Origin of the sequence: Streptomyces sp. WG5, assembly GCF_049974565.1 — a bacterium.
GTDB lineage: Bacteria > Actinomycetota > Actinomycetes > Streptomycetales > Streptomycetaceae > Streptomyces.
Map to the genome: position 1 here is coordinate 66,541 of NZ_JBNGGC010000012.1, position 18,254 is coordinate 84,794.

Here is an 18,254-nt window from a genome sequence, read left to right on the forward strand (position 1 = left end):
GGAACGGGCAGTGCGGATGCCCGGATACGGGAGCGGGCGGGCCCGTTCGGTGCCCGCCCGCCCGGTGGCCGACCGGTTCCGGTCAGTACGGCCAGATCGGGGGGTCGGTCACGAAGTGGCCGCCGAGGCGGGCGTGCGCGGGGTTGTCCGGGTCGAGGTCGCCCTGTTCGGCGATGAGCTTGGCGGCGTACGGCTCGGAGTCGTCCTGCGGTGCGTAACCGAGCGCCCGCGCGGAGGTGAGGTCCCACCACAGGCGGGTGTTGGCGGAGGATCCGTGGACGACGGTGTGCCCGACGTTCTCGGCGGTCAGGGCGGCGTGGAGGAGGCGGGCGCCGTCGGCGGGGCTCATCCACACCGAGAGCATGCGCACGCTGGTCGGCTCGGGGAAGCAGGAGCCGATGCGGACCGAGACGGTCTCCAGGCCGTGCTTGTCCCAGTAGAGCTGGGCGAGGTCCTCGCCGAAGCACTTGGACAGGCCGTAGAAGGTGTCCGGGCGGCGCGGCGTGTCGACCGTGATGAGGGGGTCGTCGCCCTGGGGGCGCGGGGTGTAGCCGACGGCGTGGTTGGAGGAGGCGAAGACGATGCGTCCGACGCCTTCCTCGCGGGCGGCCTCGTAGAGGTGGTAGGTCCCCTCGATGTTGGCCTTCAGGATCTTCTCGAACGGGGCTTCCAGGGAGATGCCCGCGAGGTGGATGATCGCGTCGACGCCCCGGACCGCCTCCCGCACGGCCGCCCGGTCGGCGAGGTCGGCGACGATCGCGTCCGGCTCGCCCTCGACCGGGCGCAGGTCGAGCAGGCGCAGCTCGTAGCCGAAGTCGGGGAGCAGGTCCCGCATCAGGGTGCCGAGGCCGCCGGCGGCGCCGGTGAGCAGGACGGTGCGGGGAGCGGGCATCCTCGGGACTCCTAGGTCTCCTGTGGGGCTGCTGGGTCTGCTGAACGTCTGCAGGTCCGCGAGGTCGTGGCCGTGCGTAAGGGCGCCTGCCGTTCATATGCGTGGACACGCTAAAGAACCGGTGGTCACGCGTCAAGAGGCGGCCTGCTTGACGGTGTTCGCGGGGCGGCTTAGCGTGGTCGCGTTCAGAAATATAGACGCAGATCACGAATATGATGTCGACCCTGCATGTCGACCACCTCGACCACGCACAAGGAATGGGGAGCGCCCGTGACCTCAGCCCCTCTCGCCGCCCGGCTCGCCGCCCCCAGCGGACCGCTGTTCTTCCCCGTCACGCCGTACGGCCCCGGCGGCGAGGTCGACCTCGACGTCTACCGCACACATGTGCGGCGCGGCGTCGAGACCGGGGCCGTCGCCGTGTTCGCCTGCTGCGGCACCGGCGAGTTCCACGCGCTCACGCCCGAGGAGTTCCAGGACTGCGTGCGTGCGGCCGTCGAGGAGACCGGCGGGCGGGTGCCCGTCCTGGCGGGCGCCGGCTACGGCACCGCCCTCGCCGTGCGCTACGCCCGCCTCGCCGAGGAGGCCGGGGCCGACGGGCTGCTCGCCATGCCGCCGTACCTGGTGCTCGCCGGGCAGGAGGGGCTGCTGCGGCACTACCGGGAGGTGGCCGCCGCGACCGCCCTGCCGGTGATCGTCTACCAGCGCGACAACGCCGTGTTCACCCCGGACAGCGTGGCCGAACTGGCCCGCACGGACGGGATCGTCGGCCTCAAGGACGGGCTCGGCGACCTCGACCTCATGCAGCGGATCATCAGCGCCGTGCGCACCGAGGTGCCCGGAGACGACGACTTCCTCTACTTCAACGGGCTGCCGACCGCCGAGCAGACCCAGCTCGCCTACCGCGCGCTCGGCGTCACCCTCTACTCGTCCGCCGCGTTCTGCTTCGCCCCCGAGATCGCCCTCGCCTTCCACCGGGCGCTCCGCTCGGACGACGAGGCCGTGGTGCACCGCCTGCTCGACGGCTTCTACCGGCCGTTCGTCGAACTGCGCGCCCAGGGCCGCGGGTACGCCGTCGCCCTGGTCAAGGCGGGCGTACGGCTGCGCGGCCTGGACGTGGGGGAGGTGCGGCCGCCGTTGCAGGAGCCGACCGAGGACCACGTGAAGCGGCTCGCCCAGGTGATCGAGCGGGGTTACGCGGTGCTCGGCGAGGAGGGCGGCAAGTGAAGGCGTCCGCGTTCGTCTACCCCTGGGACGTCAACGGCGACCCGGAAGCACCCGCGCGCGTCGCGGGGCTCGGCGTCGAGCAGGTGACGCTCGCCGCCGCCTACCACTCCACCCGCGCCCTCACCCCCCGCCACCCGCGCCACCGCGTCGTCACCGCCGAGCACGCCGCCGTCCTCTACCCGCCGGACGCCGCCCGCTGGGAGGGCCGCGAGCCGCGCCCCTACGAGGCCGGGGACTGGGCGCCCGGCGACGCCTGGGGCGAGGCCGCCGCCGCGCTCGCGGACGCCGGACTGGAGGTGCACACCTGGGTCGTCCTCGCCCACAACTCCCGCCTCGGCGCCGAGCAGCCGCACACCTCCGTCGTCAACGCCTACGGCGACCGCTACCCCTGGGCGCCCTGCATCGCGCAGCCCGCCACGCGCGCGTACCTCACCGACCTCGCCGCCGAGGCCGCGGTACGGCCCGGGGCGCACGGCACCGAACTGGAGTCCCTCGGCTGGTACGGGCTCGCCCACCTGCACGCCCACGACAAGACCGGCGGGGTCGGCCTCGGGGACGCCGGGCAGTACCTGATGTCGCTCTGCTTCTGCCCCCACTGCCGGGCGGGCTACGGCGGACAGGGCCTCGACCCCGACGAACTGGCCGCCGCCGTGCGCGCCGCCCTCGAGCCGGTGTGGCGGAGCACGGCGCCGTCGGACGGCGGCTGGGCGGGCGTGGAGAAACTGCTCGGTGAGGCGCCGGCGCACGCCACGCGCGCGTGGCGGGACGACACCGCCCGCACCCTCCAGGAGGCGGCCGTCACGGCCGTGCGCGACGCCGCGCCCGACGGCTTCCAGGTCCTGCTGCACGCCGACCCGGTGTCGTACCACTGCGGTGCCAACGCGGGCGTCGACCCCGCGCACGTCCTGTCCGTCGCGGACGGCGTGGTCGTGCCCTGCACGGGCGGCGCGGGCCTGCTGACGCCGTTCGCCGAGCAGGGCCGTGCCGGGGCCGTCCTCGCCGCCAACCTCACCGTGGTCTCCGGCATGGGGGGCCGGCCGGACACGCTCGCCGCGGACGCGGCACGGGCGCGTGAGCTGGGCGCGACGGAACTGCGGCTGTACCACGCCGGGCTGGCGTCGGACGGGGATCTGGAGGCGGTGCGGGCGGGGCTCGCGAAGGTGTGAGCAGGGGGCCCGGGCGGATCGGGCCACCCCGGCGAGATACAGGCCCGCGTTGCGTTCGCGCAGGACGCGGGTCACGGGCCAGGGCCCGCGCGTCGTCGTTCCTCGTACGCGCCGTCCGTGCCATCGTGCCTGGTCGTCGGGGGCCTGAGGTGCCGGGGCGGGCATCGGGCCGATGCCTTACGAGCGGGACGGCGGCCGATGAGTTTCGCGGCCGCGACCGGTCTGCCTCCACGGAGAGCCGGCCACGCGTCCTGAGGAGAAGCACATGAGCCACGACACCCCCCTCCCCGACCTCGGACCGCAGACGCGGATCCTGGCACGCCTCGCCGAGGGTGTCGGTGACGCGCGGCTCGCGGACCCGACCCCGTGCCCCGACCTGGCGGTCCGCAACCTGCTCGGTCATCTGACCGGCCTGGCCGTCGCCTTCCGCGACGCCGCGCGCAAGGACCTGGGCGTCACCACCGACACCGGCCCCGGGGCGGCCGTCCCGGACATCGGCGCCGGCTGGCGCGAGGAACTCGTGACGGTGCTCGGTGAACTCGCCGAGGCATGGCGCGTCCCGGACGCCTGGACCGGCATGACCCGGGCCGGCGGCGTCGATCTGCCCGGTGCCGTCGCCGGCGCCGTGGTCGCCGACGAGCTGGTGATCCACGGCTGGGACCTGGCCCGCGCGACCGGCCAGGAGTACCGCCCCGACCCGGCCGCCCTCCGGACCGCGTACGGCCTTCCACCGCGGCCGAGGAGCCCGACCGGGACGGCGGCATGTTCGGGCCCGTCGTCCCCGTCGCCGCCGACGCCCCGCTGCTGGACCGGGCGGTGGGACTGAGCGGGCGCGATCCGCGCTGGACGCGCCCCGCCCAGGAGTGACGGCGCCGCCCGAACTTCCTTTGTCAGAACCATTGACGTGGCTTCGCGTCCCTCTTACCTTCAACGCGTCGTACTCCGTACGTCATATATGAGACGCGATACGCGAGATCGGATATCCCAGATCGGATATCCGAGGTCCGCGCATCCGACGCGAGATTCCGAGAGGCGCGCATGACCTCTGTGCCCACGCCGATCCCCTCCCGCACGCAGTACGTGCTCGAGGAGATCAAACGCCGCATCCTCACCGGCCGGCTCACCCCCGGCCAGGCTCTGGTCGAGACCGACCTCGCCGCACAGTTCGGGGTGTCCAAGACACCGGTGCGCGAGGCGCTCAAGACGCTGGCCGGTACCGGACTGGTCGTGATGAGCCAGTACAAGGGCGTCACGGTGCGCATGGTGGACGCGGACATGGCGCGCGAGGTCTACGACGTGCGGCTGCTCCTGGAGCCCGAGGCGCTCAAGCGCGCGGTGCGCCGGGGGGCCTCCCTGGACGCCGCCAGCGATGCGCTGACCCGGGCCGACCATGCCACGGACACGGCCGAACGGTCCCTGGCCAACCGGGAGTTCCACCGCGCCCTGTACGTGCCCTGCGGAAACCCGCTGCTCGGCCGGATGCTCGACGAGGTCCGCGACCAGGCGGCCCTCGTCTCCGCCGTCGCCTGGGCCGCCGACCCCTCCTGGGAACGGGAGGCCGGCGAGCACCAGGAGATCCTGCGCCTCGCCCTCGCCGGTGACGCGGACGGCGCGGCACGCGCCCTGCACGCGCACATCGCGTCGTTCGTCGAGCGGGCCTTCCCCGAAACGGGAGCACGGGCCCAGGAAGAGGACGGTCAGGCATGACAGCGACGTTCGAGTCCCAGCGGGCGGCCCTGGCCGACGTGGTGGCGATCCCGGTGACCCCGTTCGCCGAGGACGGCTCCGTCGACCCCGCCACCTACCGGGCCCTGCTGCGTCGTCTCCTCGACGGTGGCATCACGACCCTCACCCCCAACGGCAACACCGGCGAGTTCTACGCACTCACCCCGGCCGAGCGCAGCCTCGTCACGGAGCTGACCGTCGAGGAGGCCGGTGACGGCGCGGCCGTCCTGGTCGGCGTCGGCCACGACGTGCCGACCGCGGTCGCCTCCGCGGAGCACGCCCGCGACCTGGGCGCCTCCATGGTGATGGTGCACCAGCCCGTCCACCCCTACGTCTCCCAGGGCGGCTGGGTCGACTACCACCGCGCCATCGCCGAGGCCGTGCCCGCGCTGGGCGTCGTGCCCTACATCCGCAACCCCCAGCTCACCGGCGCCCGCCTCGCCGAACTCGCCGACGCCTGCCCCAACGTCATCGGCGTGAAGTACGCCGTCCCGGACGCGGCCAAGTTCGCCGCCTTCGCCCGCGACGCCGGCCTCGACCGCTTCGTGTGGGTCGCGGGGCTGGCCGAGCCGTACGCGCCCTCGTACTTCTCCGCGGGCGCCACCGGATTCACCTCGGGGCTGGTGAACGTAGCCCCGGCCGTCTCGCTGAACATGATCGAAGCGCTCCGGGCCGGCGACTACACGGCCGCCATGAAGGTCTGGGAGCAGATCCGCCGCTTCGAGGAACTGCGCGCCGCCAACGGCTCCGCCAACAACGTCACCGTGGTCAAGGAGGCGCTCGCCTCGCTGGGCCTGTGCCGCAGGGAGGTCCGCCCGCCGAGCAAGCCGCTGCCCGAGAGCGAGCGCGCCGAGGTCGCCGCCATCGCCGCGGGGTGGTCGATATGACGGGCGCGACAGGCGCGACGGGCACGGCCGGCCGCAAGCGCCCCGAAGACCTCCGCAGCCACCAGTGGTACGGCACCGACGGCCTGCGCTCCTTCAGCCACCGGGCCCGCACCCGCCAGCTCGGCTACCTGCCCGAGGAGCACCTCGGCAAGCCCGTCATCGCGATCCTCAACACCTGGTCCGACATCAACCCCTGCCACGTCCACCTGCGCGACCGCGCCCAGGCGGTCAAGCGGGGCGTCTGGCAGGCGGGCGGCTTCCCCCTCGAGTTCCCGGTCTCCACGCTCAGCGAGACCTTCCAGAAGCCGACCCCGATGCTCTACCGCAACCTGCTCGCCATGGAGACCGAGGAGCTGCTGCGCTCCTACCCGGTCGACGGAGCCGTGCTGATGGGCGGCTGCGACAAGTCCACCCCCGCCCTGCTCATGGGCGCCGCCAGCGTCGACCTGCCCGCCGTGTTCGTGCCCGCCGGGCCGATGCTCCCCGGTCACTGGCGCGGCGAGACCCTCGGCTCCGGCACCGACATGTGGAAGTACTGGGACGACAAGCGGGCCGGCCTCATCGGCGACTGCGAGATGCAGGAGCTGGAGAGCGGCCTGGCGCGCTCGCCCGGCCACTGCATGACGATGGGTACGGCGTCCACGCTGACCGCCGCCGCCGAGGCCCTCGGCGTCACGGTCCCGGGCGCCTCCAGCATCCCGGCCGTCGACTCCGGGCACGACCGGATGGCCGCGGCCGCCGGCCTGCGCATCGTCGAACTGGTCCACAAGGACCGGAAGCTGAGCGACATCCTCACCGCGGACGCCTTCGAGGACGCCGTCACCACGGTCCTCGGTCTCGGCGGCTCCACCAACGCCGTGATCCACCTGATCGCCATGGCCGGCCGCGCGGGCGTCACCCTCACCCTCGACGACTTCGACCGCGTCGCCCGCACGGTCCCGGTGCTGGCCAACGTCCGGCCCGGCGGACAGACGTACCTGATGGAGGACTTCCACTTCGCCGGGGGCCTGCCCGGCTTCCTCTCCCGCATCCCGGACCTGCTCCACCTGGACCGGCCCACGGTGTCGCACGACACGATGCGGGAGCAGCTGGACGGCGCCCGCGTCCACAACGACGACGTCATCCGCCTCCGGGACAACCCCGTCGCGGACGAGGGCGGGGTCGCCGTCCTGCGCGGCAACCTCTGCCCCGACGGCGCCGTCATCAAGCACATCTCCGCCGAACCGCACCTGCTCAAGCACACCGGCCCCGCGGTCGTCTTCGACGACTACCGGACCATGCAGCGCACCATCAACGACCCGGCCCTGAACATCACCGCCGACAGCGTGCTGGTCCTGCGCAACGCCGGCCCCAAGGGCGGCCCGGGCATGCCCGAGTACGGCATGCTGCCCATCCCCGACCACCTGCTCAAGCAGGGGGTGCGGGACATGGTCCGGATCTCCGACGCCCGGATGAGCGGCACGAGTTACGGCGCGTGCGTGCTGCACGTGGCCCCCGAGTCGTACGTCGGCGGGCCCCTGGCCCTGGTGCGTACCGGCGACCCGATCACCCTCGACGTCGAGGCGCGCTCCCTCCGGCTGGGCGTGGACGACGAGGAGCTGGAACGCCGCAGGGCCGCGTGGACGCCGCCGCCCGCCCGCTACGAACGCGGCTACGGCGCCCTCTACAACGAACAGATCACCCAGGCCGACACCGGCTGCGACTTCGAGTTCCTGGCCCGCCCGGGCAAGGTGCAGGACCCGTACGCCGGCTGAACCGCACACCGACCGCAGGACCGCGCACACCCCTGCACCCGGAGAAAGCGCTTCCTGAACGAACCGCGCACCACCCACGCAAGACGCACCAGAACGGAGAACTGTCATGGCCCAAGCCGCAGCCGTGGCGAAACCGCCCGCGCCACCCCGGCGGCGCCGTGCCTCCGCCACGCCGCGCAGGCTCCCGTACCTGCTGATCGGACCGGCAGCCCTGCTGATGCTGGGCTTCATCGCCTACCCGGTCATCAGCGTCTTCTACTACAGCCTGCAGGAGTACAACCCCACCAAACCGTGGCGGAACGGCTACGCGGGCTTCGACAACTTCGTCAAGATCTTCACCGACGACCCGATCTTCTGGGACACCCTCGTCTTCAGCGCCAAGTGGGTCTTCGTCGAGGTCGGCCTGCAGCTGCTCTTCGGCCTGGCACTGGCGCTCATCGTCAACCAGACCTTCGTGGGCCGGGGCATCGGGCGCGCCCTGGTCTTCTCCCCGTGGGCCGTCTCCGGCGTGCTGACCTCCGCGATCTGGGTACTGCTCTACAACTCCCAGACCGGCATCACCCGTTACCTCGCCGACATGGGCATCGGCGACTACGGCACCAGCTGGCTGTCGGACACCTCGACCGTGTTCTCCGCGGCCGTCGTCGCCGACCTGTGGCGCGGCGTCCCCTTCTTCGCCATCCTCATCCTCGCCGACCTCCAGTCCGTCTCGAAGGACCTGTACGAGGCCGCCGAGGTCGACGGGGCGAGCCGGTTCAAGCAGTTCTGGCACATCACGCTGCCGCACCTGAAGGACGCCATCATCCTGTCCACACTGCTGCGCGCCGTGTGGGAGTTCAACAACGTCGACCTGCTCTACACCCTGACCGGCGGCGGACCCGCGGGAGTGACCACCACACTGCCGCTGTACATCGCCAACACCAGCGTCGACGCCCACGACTTCGGTTACGCGTCGGCCCTCACCACGGTCGCGTTCGTGATCCTGCTCTTCTGCTCGATCGTCTACCTGCGGCTGAGCAAGTTCGGAGGCGAGAACAAGTGATCACCAAGGAGGCCACCGCGCCCGCCCCCGTGCCCGCGCGGGCCGACCACGAACCACCGCGGCCGGCGAAGAAGCGCCGCCCCGCCTGGGACGAGGTCCCCCGCTGGCAGATCTACCTGCCGCTCGGCATCTACCTCGTCTTCACCCTGATCCCCTTCTACTGGATCCTGCTCTTCGCGCTGCGCCCGGCCGGCTCGACCTCGCTCGTGCCCTGGCCGATGACCTTCGACCACTTCGAGAAGGTGTGGACCGACCGCAGCTTCGGCACCTTCTTCGAGAACAGCGTGTACGTCGGGCTCGCCACCCTGGTGATGACGACACTCGTCGCCCTGGCCGGCGGCTACGCCCTCGCCCGGTTCGACTTCAAGATCAAGCGGGCCTTCATGCTCGCCCTGCTCTGCTCCCAGTTCGTGCCCGGCGCACTGCTGCTGGTCCCGCTCTTCGAGATCTTCGCCGAACTGCAGATGATCAACTCGCTCGGCAGCGTCATCATCGCCGAGACGGTCTTCCAGCTGCCGCTGTCGATCATCCTGATCAGCAACTTCATCAAGAACGTGCCGTACTCCCTGGAGGAGGCCGCCTGGGTCGACGGCTGCGGACGGATGCGGGCCTTCCTGGTCGTCGTCCTGCCGCTGCTGCGGCCGGGCCTGATCGCCGTCGGCTCCTTCGCCTTCGTGCACTCCTGGAACCACTTCCTGTTCGCCCTGATGTTCCTCAACAACCAGGACAAGCAGACCATCCCGGTCGGCCTCAACACCCTGATGAGCGCGGACAGCGTCGACCTCGGCGCGCTCGCCGCCGGCGGCATCATCGCGGCCGTACCCGTGGTGCTCGTGTTCGCCTTCATCCAGAAGTGGCTGATCACCGGCTTCAGCGCGGGGGCGGTCAAGGGATGAGACCGCGTCAGGCGGCGGTGGCCGCCACCCGGCTGGGCCTGCTCCGCGTGCCGGCGCGGGCCGACGACCCGGGTGACACCGGGCAGGACGTCCGCGGCACCGGCCGGGCCGCCCACGGCATCGTCCGCGGCACCCTCGCCCCGGCCGAGGACGCCGCCGCCGACCGGGCGGTGGCGAGGGGCACGAGCACGGGGAGGCCGCGATGACGACACCGCTGCCCGTCGTCCTGGCGGGCGCCCGCGGCCACGGCCGCTGGCACGTCGCCAACATCCGCCGCCTGGAGCGGGCGGGGCTGGTCCGGCTGGCCGGCATCTGCGAGCTGACGCCCCTGACCGAGCAGGAGGCCGGCGGGGAGCTCCCCGAGCAGTCCGCCGACTTCGGCGCCCTGCTCGACTCCACCGGCGCCCGGATCGCCGTGATCTGCACGCCGATCCCCACCCACACCGACCTCGCGCTGACCGCCGCCCGCCGGGGTGTGCACCTGCTGCTGGAGAAGCCTCCGGCACCGTCGTACGCCGAGTTCCGCCGGATGGCCGACGGGGTCGCCGAGGCCGGCGTCGCCTGCCAGGTCGGGTTCCAGTCGCTGGGCTCGCACGCCGTGCCGGCCATCCGCGACCTGGTCGCCGAGGGCGCGATCGGTGACGTGGTGGGCATCGGCGCGGCCGGCGCCTGGGTGCGCGACGAGGCCTACTTCCGCCGGGCGCCCTGGTCGGGCCGGCGGCGGCTGAACGGCGCCGACGTGATCGACGGCGCGCTGACCAACCCCCTCGCGCACGCCGTCGCCACCGCCCTCGCGCTCGGCGGCAGCAGCCGCGCCGAGGACGTCACCGGCATCGAGACCGAGCTCAGCCACGCCAACGACATCGAGGCCGACGACACCTCCTGCGTACGCGTCACCACCGCGCGCGGCCTTCGCGTCACCGTCGCCGCGACCCTGTGCGCGGAGCGGGCGGACGAGCCGTACGTCCTGCTGCACGGCAGCAGGGGACGCGTCACCTTCTGGTACAAGCAGGACCGCGTCCTGCTCCAGCGCGGCGGCCACGGCCCCGAGGAGTACCAGTACGGCCGCACCGACCTGCTGGAGAACCTGGTCGCCCACCTCACCACCGGCGCCGGCCTGCTGGTCCCGCCGGACGGGACGGGCGCCTTCATGCGGGTCGTCGAGGCGATCCGCCGGGCCCCCGACCCGGACCGGCTGCCCGACGCCGCCTGGCGCCACGTCCCCGGCGAGAACCGCCGCGTGGTCCCCGGCATCGACGGCCTGGTGGCCGCCGCCGCCGACACCCTCTCCCTCTACTCCGAACTGGGCGCGCCCTGGGCGCCGCGCACGGAACACCCCCTGAACGAGGTGAGCACACGATGACCGGCAACGACTCCCCGGTGCTGCGCGTGGCGGGCCGCCCCGTCGGCCGGTACGTCACCCGGCCGGAGCTGCCCGCCCGGCTCTCGCCGCGCCCCTGCCTCCACCCCGTCACCACCCTGGCCGGCACGGCCGTGACCGAGTTCAGCCCCGCCGACCACCTCCATCACCTCGGCGTCGGTGTCGCCGTTCCCGACGTCGAGGGGCACAACTTCTGGGGCGGGCGCACCTACGTGCGCGACCAGGGGCCGACCGAGCTCGACAACCACGGCGCCCAGCGGCACACCGCCTTCCAGCTCCGCGACCCCGACGGTTTCGTCGAGGAGCTGCGCTGGGTCGCCGCCGGCACCGAGCTGCTGCGCGAGCGCCGCACCGTCGCGGCCACCGGACTCACCGCCGCGGCGTGGGCGCTGGACTTCACCTTCTCCCTCACCAACGTCACCGCGGACCCGCTCACCATCGGCAGCCCCGCCACCAACGGGCGCCCCGGCGCGGCCTACGGCGGCTTCTTCTGGCGCGCCCGCAAGGAGAGCGCGGCCCCCCGGGTCTTCACCGCCGGCCGCGAGGGCGAGCGGGACGTGCACGGCAGCCGCGCCGACTGGCTCGCCCTGACCGGCGACACGTGGTCGCTGGTGTTCGCCGGGGCCACGGAGGAGACCCGGCGCGACCCCTGGTTCGTCCGCACCGAGGAGTACCCGGGGGTGGGCTCCTCCCTGGCCCACGACGAACGGCTGGCCCTCGACCCGGGCGACACCGTCGTCCGCCGGATCGTCACCGTCGTCGCCGACGGCCGCCTCGACGCCGACGGCGCCGCCACCCTCGTCCGAAAGGCGGTGAGCCCGTGACCCCCGAGACCGCGCAGACGTACACCAACCCCGTCCTGAACGCCGACTGGTCCGACCCGGACGTCGTCCGCGTCGGCGACGACTTCTACCTGACCGCCTCCAGCTTCGGCCGCGTTCCCGGCCTGCCGCTCCTGCACTCCCGCGACCTGGTCAACTGGACCCTGGTCGGGCACGCCCTGCCCCGCCTGGAACCGGCGGAGGCGTTCGCGGCGCCCCGCCACGACTGCGGCGTCTGGGCCCCGTCCCTGCGCCACCACGCGGGCCGCTTCTGGATCTTCTGGGGCGACCCCGACCACGGGATCTTCCAGGTCAACGCCCCCGACATCCGGGGCCCGTGGACCGCGCCCCACCTGGTGAAGGCCGGCAAGGGCCTGATCGACGCCTGCCCCCTGTGGGACGACGAGACCGGCGAGGCCTACCTCGTGCACGCCTGGGCCAGGTCCCGCTCCGGGATCAAGAACCGGCTCACCGGCCACCGCATGCACCCCGACGGCACCGGACTCCTCGACGAGGGCACGGTGATCGTCGACGGCGACCGCCTCCCCGGCTGGTTCACCCTGGAGGGGCCCAAGCTCTACCGGCACGACGGCTGGTTCTGGATCCTGGCACCCGCCGGGGGAGTGGAGACCGGCTGGCAGGGAGCCTTCCGCTCCCGCGGCTTCTTCGGGCCGTACGAGGAGAGGGTCGTCCTCGAACAGAAGGACACCGACGTCAACGGCCCCCACCAGGGCGGCTGGGTGCGCACGGCGACCGGCGAGGACTGGTTCCTGCACTTCCAGCAGCGCGGGGCGTACGGGCGGGTGGTCCACCTCCAGCCGATGCGGTGGGGTGCGGACCGCTGGCCGGTGCTGGGCGACGACGGCGCCCCGGTCGCCGAGCACCCGCGCCCCGGCCTGCCGCCGCAGCCGCCCGCCGCGCCCGCGACCGACGACGACTTCCCCGGCGGGCGGTTCGGCCGCCAGTGGTCGTGGACGGCCAACCCCCGCGACGGCTGGGCCACCCAGCACACCGGGGACGGGCTCCGGCTCGCCTGCGTACGCTCGGCCGACGCGCACGACCTGCGCAGACTGCCGAACGTGCTCACCCAGCGGCTGCCCGGCGACCCCGCGGTCATCGAGGTGGAGCTGCGCCTGGACGCCGGGGAACCGGGCGCGCGGGCCGGTCTCGCGGTGCTCGGCGACGCCTACCGCTGGATCGGACTCCAGCGGGGCGCGGACGGGACCGTGCACCTGGTGCACCGGTTCGCCGAGTCGGTGGCCGAGGCCGAGCGGGACGCCGACCACCCCCGCCCCGCACCCGGGGGACGGGTACGGCTGCGGATCGAGGCCGGTGCCGGGGCCCGCTGCCGCTTCTTCTACGACCTCGGCGGCGGCCCGCGCCCCACCGGCCAGGAGTTCGCCGCCACCCCCTGGCGCTGGGTCGGTGCCCTGCTCGGCCTGTTCGCGCTCGCCCCCGCCGGCCAGGGACACGCCGGCGCGGCCACCTTCACGCACTTCCGGATCGGACCCCAGTAACCCCTCACCCGTACGCCTGTTGGGAGCCGCAATGACGCACTTCCGTCGCAAGCGCTTGCCGGGATCCGGCAGAATCCTGGCCTCCGTCCTCGGTCTGGTCGCCGCCCTGGCCCTCGGAACGGTCGGGGAGGTCCAGGCCGCCCCGGCCGGGGAGACGGGGACGCCGCGCCCCACCGGCCGGGCGCACGGCTTCGCCTCCCTCGCCGGCGGCACCACCGGCGGCGCGGGCGGCAAGGTCGTCACCGTCACCGACCAGGCCGCGCTGGCGAAGTACGCGGCGGCGAAGGAGCCGTACGTCATCCGGGTGGCGGGCACCATCGCCGTCGCACCCTTCGGCTCGGACATCGTGGTCGGCTCCGACAAGACGATCACCGGCGTCGGTGACACCGGCGAGATCGTCCACGGCGAGCTGCACCTGAAACCCGGCACGCACAACGTCATCATCCGCAACCTGACGATCCGCGACAGCTACGTCGAGGGCGACTGGGACGGCAAGACCACCGACTTCGACGCCATCCAGATGGACTCCGTCCACCACGTCTGGATCGACCACAACCGCCTCACGCACATGGGCGACGGACTGCTCGACATCCGCAAGGACAGCGAGTACATCACCGTCTCCCACAACCGGTTCGAGAACCACAACAAGGCGCTCGGCATCGGCTGGACGGACAACGTCCGCACTCAGATCACCATCGACCACAACTGGTTCACCGGGACCAAGCAGCGCAATCCGTCGGCCGACAACTGCGCCTACGCCCACCTGTACAACAACTACCTCTCCGCCCAGGTCGACGACGGCGACCCGCAGTGGACGTACGGGAACTGGGCGCGCGGCGCGACGCGGATGGTCATCGAGAACAGCTACTACGACGGTGTCCAGCACCCCTACCGGGCGGACGCCACCGCGGAACTGGTGCAGCGCGGATCGATCCTGAAGGACACGACCGGCCGGCACGACGCGTGGGGTGACGCCTTCGAACCGGGCGACTTCTACGACTACCGCCTCGATCCGGCGGCCGCCGTCCCGGCCTTGGTCAAGCGCTTCTCCGGGCCGCAGAAGCACCTCGGCACGCACTGAACCACGCACCGGCCCAGGCGCCGGCCCACGCACCGGCCCGTGCACCGCACCGGGCCGCCCACTGATCCCCCCCCACGTGTTCAGCACGTTCACCGCACCGTTCCACCGCATCGTTGGATCCAGAAGAAGAGAGCCGACCAATGAAGATCAGCAATCGCAGCAGCAGAAGCACAGGCGGGCGCCGGGCATCCGCCGCCGTCGCTCTGGGGGCCGTGCTCGCGCTGACCGCCACCGCCTGCGGTGACGACGGCAGCGGGGCGGGCGGCGACAAGGGCGCCGAGGGCAGCGGCAAGGGGAAGATCGTCTTCTGGGACAACAACGGCGGTATCCGTACGGCTGTCTGGAAGGAGATCATCGCCGACTTCGAGAAGGCGAACCCGGACATCGACGTGGAGTACGTCGGGATCGCCGCCACCGAGTACCAGTCCAAGGTCGACACCGCCATCCAGGGCGGCGGCCTGCCCGACGTCGGCGGTGTCGGCGCGGCGATGCTCGCCGGGTTCTCGGCCCAGAAGGCCCTGGAGCCGCTGGACGACCGGCTCGCCAAGTCCTCGCTGAACGGCAAGCTCAACAAGGACATGATCGAGTCCCTGAAGGCGGCCGGCGGTGGCGACGGCACGCTGTACTCGGTGCCGACCTCCGCGAACAACGGCGTCCTCTACTACCGCACCGACCTGTTCGAGAAGGCCGCTCTGGACGCGCCGACGACGTGGGACAAGTTCTACGAGGCCGCCGAGAAGCTGACCAACGAGGACAAGAACGAGTTCGGCTACACCATCCGCGGCGGCTCCGGCTCCATAGCCCAGGCGCTCGACGCGATGTACGGGCAGTCCGGCATCACCTCGTTCTGGGACGCCGGCAAGAAGAAGACCACGGTCAACGACCCGAAGAACGTCGACGCGCTGGAGAAGTACGCGGCCCTCTACAAGAAGGCCACGCCGGCCGCCGACGTGAACAACGACTTCGCCAAGATGACCGCCCAGTGGGACACCGGCACGATCGGCATGCTGAACCACAACCTGGGCTCCTACCAGGACCACGTGAAGGCGCTCGGCGTCGAGAAGTTCCGCGGCATTCCGCAGCCGGTCGGCGCCTCCGGCAAGCGGGTGCAGGTCTCCAACCCGGTCGACGGGCTCGGCGTGTTCAAGAGCTCGAAGAACAAGGAGGCCGCCTGGAAGTTCATCGAGTTCGCCACCTCGGTCGAGCAGAACTCGAAGTTCAACGAGTCGGCCGGGCAGGTGCCGTCGCACACCGAGGCCGCGAAGGCCGCCTGGATCCAGAAGGCCGAGCCCACGAAGCTGGCGGCCGAGGCGCTGAACGACGGGTCCACGACCATCGTCCAGCTGCCGTACTACCTGCCGGACTGGAACACGCTGTCCAAGTCGGAGAGTGAGCCGCAGTTCCAGAAGGTGCTGCTCGGGGAGCTGAGCGCGAAGGACTTCCTGGACTCTCTGGCCGAGAAGCTGAACGAGGCACAGGCCGAGTGGACGGAGCAGATGGGTTAGTTCCCTCCGGGTTTCGCCGTGGGCGGTCCGTGGTGTGCGGGCCGCGGGCCGTCCACGGCCGGGCGCACCCATGCGGTGTTGCCCCACATCGACTTCTCCCTTCCCGAAAGGCACCCGCGTGGTTCTCGACCGAAGACAAGTCACCGCAGCCGCCGTCTCCGCCCTTCCCCTGGCGTTCGCCGCCACCGGCACCGCTCGGGCCGGCGGCCGCCGTCACCGCACCCTCTACATCGCCGGCGATTCCACCGCCGCGCAGAAGTACGCCGACGCCGCGCCCGAGACGGGGTGGGGAACGGCGCTGCCGTTCTTCCTCCGCAGGGACCTCGGTGTCTCCAACCACGCCGTGAACGGGCGGAGTTCCAAGAGCTTCGTGGACGAGGGGCGGCTCGACGTCGTCCTCGACGCGATCCGCCCCGGCGATCTCCTCCTCGTCCAGTTCGCGCACAACGACGAGAAGCAGGCCGACCCCGCCCGTTACACCGAGCCGTGGACGACGTACCAGGACCACCTGCGGCTGTACGTCGACGGGGCCCGGGCCCGCGGGGCGCGGCCGGTACTGGCCACGCCCGTGGAGCGGCGGCGGTTCGACGCCGCGGGCGACGCGGCGCCCAGTCACGGGGAGTACCCGGCGGCGATGCGGGCGCTGGCACGGGAGGAGGGCGTGGCGCTGCTCGACGTGCAGGCGCTGTCGCTCGCGCTGTGGCAGCGGCTCGGCGCGGAGGGGACCAAGGCGTACTTCAACTGGACCGCCACCGAGCAGGACAACACCCACTTCAACCCGCCCGGCGCGATCGCGGTCGCCCGGCTCGTCGCGCGGGAGCTGCTGCGCACGCGGGTGCTGGCGCACCGGGACGTGCGCCGGCTGGACGAGGCGATCCCCGAGTCCTGGATCAGCTGGCCGGCGCCGGCCACCGCGTAACACCACTTCCACCCCCGAGAAAGGGAGAGCCGCACCATGAGCACACGCAGATGGCATGGGCATGCCATGGGCAGGGCCGCCGCGCTCGCCGGCTGCACCGCCCTCGTGCTGAGCCTGACCGCCGCCACCGCGCAGGCCCGCCCCGACCACCACCACCCCCGCGACACCGCCCGGCAGACGCTGCCGGCGAACGACGGCTGGGCCTCCCACGGCACCGGCACCACCGGCGGGTCCGCCGCCGACGCGGAGCACGTGTACACCGTCACCACCTGGGCCGAGTTCAAGGCCGCCCTCGCCGCCGGCGGAGACGCGCCGAGGATCATCAAGGTGAAGGGCACGATCGACGCCGTCTCCGAGGGCTGCGAGGCCTTCGCCGCACCCGGCTACGACTTCGACGCCTACCTGGACAAGTACTCCCCCGAGAACTGGGGCCTGGAGACCGACCTGAGCGACGAGCCCGACGCCAGCCCCGAGGGCCTGCGCCGCGCCTCCGCCGACCGGCAGAACCAGGCCGTCAAGGCGAACATCCCCTCCGACACCACGATCATCGGCGTCGGGCGGAACGCCGGTATCAAGGGCGCCAGCCTGCAGATCAAGGGCGTGGACAACGTCATCGTCCGCAACCTGACCCTCGAGAGCCCCGTCGACTGCTTCCCGCAGTGGGACCCCACCGACGGCGACAAGGGCAACTGGAACTCCGAGTACGACAGCGCCGTCGTCCACGGGTCGACGCACGTCTGGCTGGACCACAACACGTTCACCGACGGCGAGCACCCCGACAGCGAGGCGCCCACCTACTTCGGCATGCTGTACCAGCAGCACGACGGCCAGCTCGACATCGTGAAGGGCGCCGACCACGTCACCGCCTCCTGGAACGTCTTCACCGAGCACGACAAGACGATCCTGATCGGCAACAGCGACAGCGAGTCCACCGCCGCCGGCGACCGCGGGCACCTCAGGACGACCTTCCACCACAACCTCTTCAAGGGCCTCGTCGAGCGCGCGCCCCGGGTGCGGTTCGGACAGGTCGACGTCTACAACAACCACTTCGTGGCCGGCGAGGACTACGCCTACAGCTTCGGCGTCGGCAAGGAGTCCCAGCTCGTCGCCGAGCACAACGCCTTCACCCTGCCGCGCGGTGTCAGCCCCGCGAAGGTGCTGAAGCGGTGGAACGACGCGCCGCTCACCGCCGCGCACAACCGCGTCAACGGCCGCACCGCCGACCTGATCGCCGCGCACAACGCGGAGAACCCGGACGCGCCGCTGCGGTCCGGCGCCGGCTGGACGCCCACCCTGCGCACCAAGGTCCTCCCGGCCTGGGCGGTCCCCTTCGTCGTCGACCACGGCGCGGGCGCCGGCCGCCTGCGCTGACGCCCCCGGACCGAGGGCCGGGGCGCCCGCACCGCCCCGGCCCTCGCCGCACCCGCGAAGCACCCGACACGGA

General features: G+C 72.3%; 16 protein-coding genes and 1 pseudogene. 16 read left to right on the forward strand and 1 reads right to left on the reverse strand.

What is annotated here, in order from left to right; all coding sequences use genetic code 11:
• Positions 1–82: 82 nt before the first annotated feature.
• Entirely contained in the window at positions 83–892 is an 810-nt protein-coding gene (locus tag ACP4IX_RS14740; protein WP_426555737.1) for an NAD-dependent epimerase/dehydratase family protein, read from the reverse strand.
• A 270-nt stretch (positions 893–1,162) separates the two neighbouring features.
• Here ACP4IX_RS14740 and ACP4IX_RS14745 point away from each other — a divergent pair, with 270 nt between their 5' ends.
• The 16 genes and pseudogenes from ACP4IX_RS14745 (at position 1,163) to ACP4IX_RS14820 (ending at position 18,181) form a co-directional block, all read left to right on the forward strand.
• Complete coding sequence (locus tag ACP4IX_RS14745; RefSeq protein ID WP_426555738.1) at positions 1,163–2,116, forward strand: 5-dehydro-4-deoxyglucarate dehydratase; 954 nt, start codon at positions 1,163–1,165, stop codon at positions 2,114–2,116.
• Positions 2,113–3,282, forward strand: a complete 1,170-nt coding sequence (locus tag ACP4IX_RS14750; RefSeq protein WP_426555739.1) for a hypothetical protein — start codon at positions 2,113–2,115, stop codon at positions 3,280–3,282. Before ACP4IX_RS14745 ends, ACP4IX_RS14750 begins: the two co-directional genes overlap by 4 nt.
• 265 nt (positions 3,283–3,547) lie before the next feature.
• Positions 3,548–4,149 (forward strand): annotated as a pseudogene (locus ACP4IX_RS14755) (TIGR03086 family metal-binding protein).
• A gap of 171 nt (positions 4,150–4,320) precedes the next feature.
• A complete protein-coding gene (locus tag ACP4IX_RS14760) occupies positions 4,321–4,989 on the forward strand; it encodes a GntR family transcriptional regulator (protein WP_426555740.1) in 669 nt (222 codons plus the stop codon).
• Positions 4,986–5,894, forward strand: coding sequence for a dihydrodipicolinate synthase family protein (locus ACP4IX_RS14765; protein ID WP_426555741.1), 909 nt, complete (start codon positions 4,986–4,988; stop codon positions 5,892–5,894). The genes ACP4IX_RS14760 and ACP4IX_RS14765 overlap by 4 nt, the downstream gene beginning before the upstream one ends.
• Complete coding sequence (araD, locus tag ACP4IX_RS14770) at positions 5,891–7,648, forward strand: L-arabinonate dehydratase (protein WP_426555742.1); 1,758 nt, start codon at positions 5,891–5,893, stop codon at positions 7,646–7,648. The genes ACP4IX_RS14765 and araD overlap by 4 nt, the downstream gene beginning before the upstream one ends.
• 106 nt (positions 7,649–7,754) lie before the next feature.
• Positions 7,755–8,690, forward strand: a complete 936-nt coding sequence (locus ACP4IX_RS14775; protein ID WP_426519262.1) for a carbohydrate ABC transporter permease — start codon at positions 7,755–7,757, stop codon at positions 8,688–8,690.
• The gene (locus ACP4IX_RS14780; RefSeq protein WP_426519264.1) at positions 8,687–9,586 is read left to right on the forward strand and encodes a carbohydrate ABC transporter permease; all 900 of its coding nucleotides are present in this window, start codon (positions 8,687–8,689) and stop codon (positions 9,584–9,586) included. The genes ACP4IX_RS14775 and ACP4IX_RS14780 overlap by 4 nt, the downstream gene beginning before the upstream one ends.
• Complete coding sequence (locus tag ACP4IX_RS14785) at positions 9,583–9,792, forward strand: hypothetical protein (protein ID WP_426555743.1); 210 nt, start codon at positions 9,583–9,585, stop codon at positions 9,790–9,792. The genes ACP4IX_RS14780 and ACP4IX_RS14785 overlap by 4 nt, the downstream gene beginning before the upstream one ends.
• Entirely contained in the window at positions 9,789–10,949 is a 1,161-nt protein-coding gene (locus ACP4IX_RS14790; RefSeq protein ID WP_426555744.1) for a Gfo/Idh/MocA family protein, read from the forward strand. Before ACP4IX_RS14785 ends, ACP4IX_RS14790 begins: the two co-directional genes overlap by 4 nt.
• Positions 10,946–11,791, forward strand: coding sequence for a PmoA family protein (locus ACP4IX_RS14795; RefSeq protein ID WP_426519270.1), 846 nt, complete (start codon positions 10,946–10,948; stop codon positions 11,789–11,791). Before ACP4IX_RS14790 ends, ACP4IX_RS14795 begins: the two co-directional genes overlap by 4 nt.
• Positions 11,788–13,305 carry a family 43 glycosylhydrolase gene (locus ACP4IX_RS14800; protein ID WP_426555745.1) on the forward strand — a complete coding sequence of 506 codons (1,518 nt, stop codon included), beginning with the start codon at positions 11,788–11,790 and terminating at the stop codon, positions 13,303–13,305. Before ACP4IX_RS14795 ends, ACP4IX_RS14800 begins: the two co-directional genes overlap by 4 nt.
• A gap of 31 nt (positions 13,306–13,336) precedes the next feature.
• Positions 13,337–14,386 (forward strand): pectate lyase family protein, encoded by a 1,050-nt coding sequence (locus tag ACP4IX_RS14805; RefSeq protein ID WP_426555746.1) that lies wholly within the window; start codon positions 13,337–13,339, stop codon positions 14,384–14,386.
• 140 nt (positions 14,387–14,526) lie between these two features.
• A complete protein-coding gene (locus ACP4IX_RS14810) occupies positions 14,527–15,891 on the forward strand; it encodes an ABC transporter substrate-binding protein (protein WP_426555747.1) in 1,365 nt (454 codons plus the stop codon).
• A 118-nt stretch (positions 15,892–16,009) separates the two neighbouring features.
• Entirely contained in the window at positions 16,010–16,810 is an 801-nt protein-coding gene (locus ACP4IX_RS14815; RefSeq protein WP_426519276.1) for a rhamnogalacturonan acetylesterase, read from the forward strand.
• Between the two features lie 36 nt (positions 16,811–16,846).
• On the forward strand, positions 16,847–18,181 hold the full coding sequence (locus tag ACP4IX_RS14820; RefSeq protein WP_426555748.1) for a pectate lyase family protein: 1,335 nt from the start codon (positions 16,847–16,849) through the stop codon (positions 18,179–18,181).
• Positions 18,182–18,254 lie beyond the last annotated feature (73 nt).

Coding starts and splice junctions, on each gene's coding strand:
- ACP4IX_RS14775 (WP_426519262.1), top strand. CDS start 7,755: ATGGCCCAAGCCGCAGCCGTGGCGAAACCGCCCGCGCCACCCCGGCGG.
- ACP4IX_RS14740 (WP_426555737.1), bottom strand. CDS start 892: ATGCCCGCTCCCCGCACCGTCCTGCTCACCGGCGCCGCCGGCGGCCTC.
- ACP4IX_RS14790 (WP_426555744.1), top strand. CDS start 9,789: ATGACGACACCGCTGCCCGTCGTCCTGGCGGGCGCCCGCGGCCACGGC.
- ACP4IX_RS14820 (WP_426555748.1), top strand. CDS start 16,847: ATGAGCACACGCAGATGGCATGGGCATGCCATGGGCAGGGCCGCCGCG.
- ACP4IX_RS14760 (WP_426555740.1), top strand. CDS start 4,321: ATGACCTCTGTGCCCACGCCGATCCCCTCCCGCACGCAGTACGTGCTC.
- ACP4IX_RS14805 (WP_426555746.1), top strand. CDS start 13,337: ATGACGCACTTCCGTCGCAAGCGCTTGCCGGGATCCGGCAGAATCCTG.
- ACP4IX_RS14810 (WP_426555747.1), top strand. CDS start 14,527: ATGAAGATCAGCAATCGCAGCAGCAGAAGCACAGGCGGGCGCCGGGCA.
- ACP4IX_RS14795 (WP_426519270.1), top strand. CDS start 10,946: ATGACCGGCAACGACTCCCCGGTGCTGCGCGTGGCGGGCCGCCCCGTC.
- ACP4IX_RS14765 (WP_426555741.1), top strand. CDS start 4,986: ATGACAGCGACGTTCGAGTCCCAGCGGGCGGCCCTGGCCGACGTGGTG.
- ACP4IX_RS14785 (WP_426555743.1), top strand. CDS start 9,583: ATGAGACCGCGTCAGGCGGCGGTGGCCGCCACCCGGCTGGGCCTGCTC.
- araD (WP_426555742.1), top strand. CDS start 5,891: ATGACGGGCGCGACAGGCGCGACGGGCACGGCCGGCCGCAAGCGCCCC.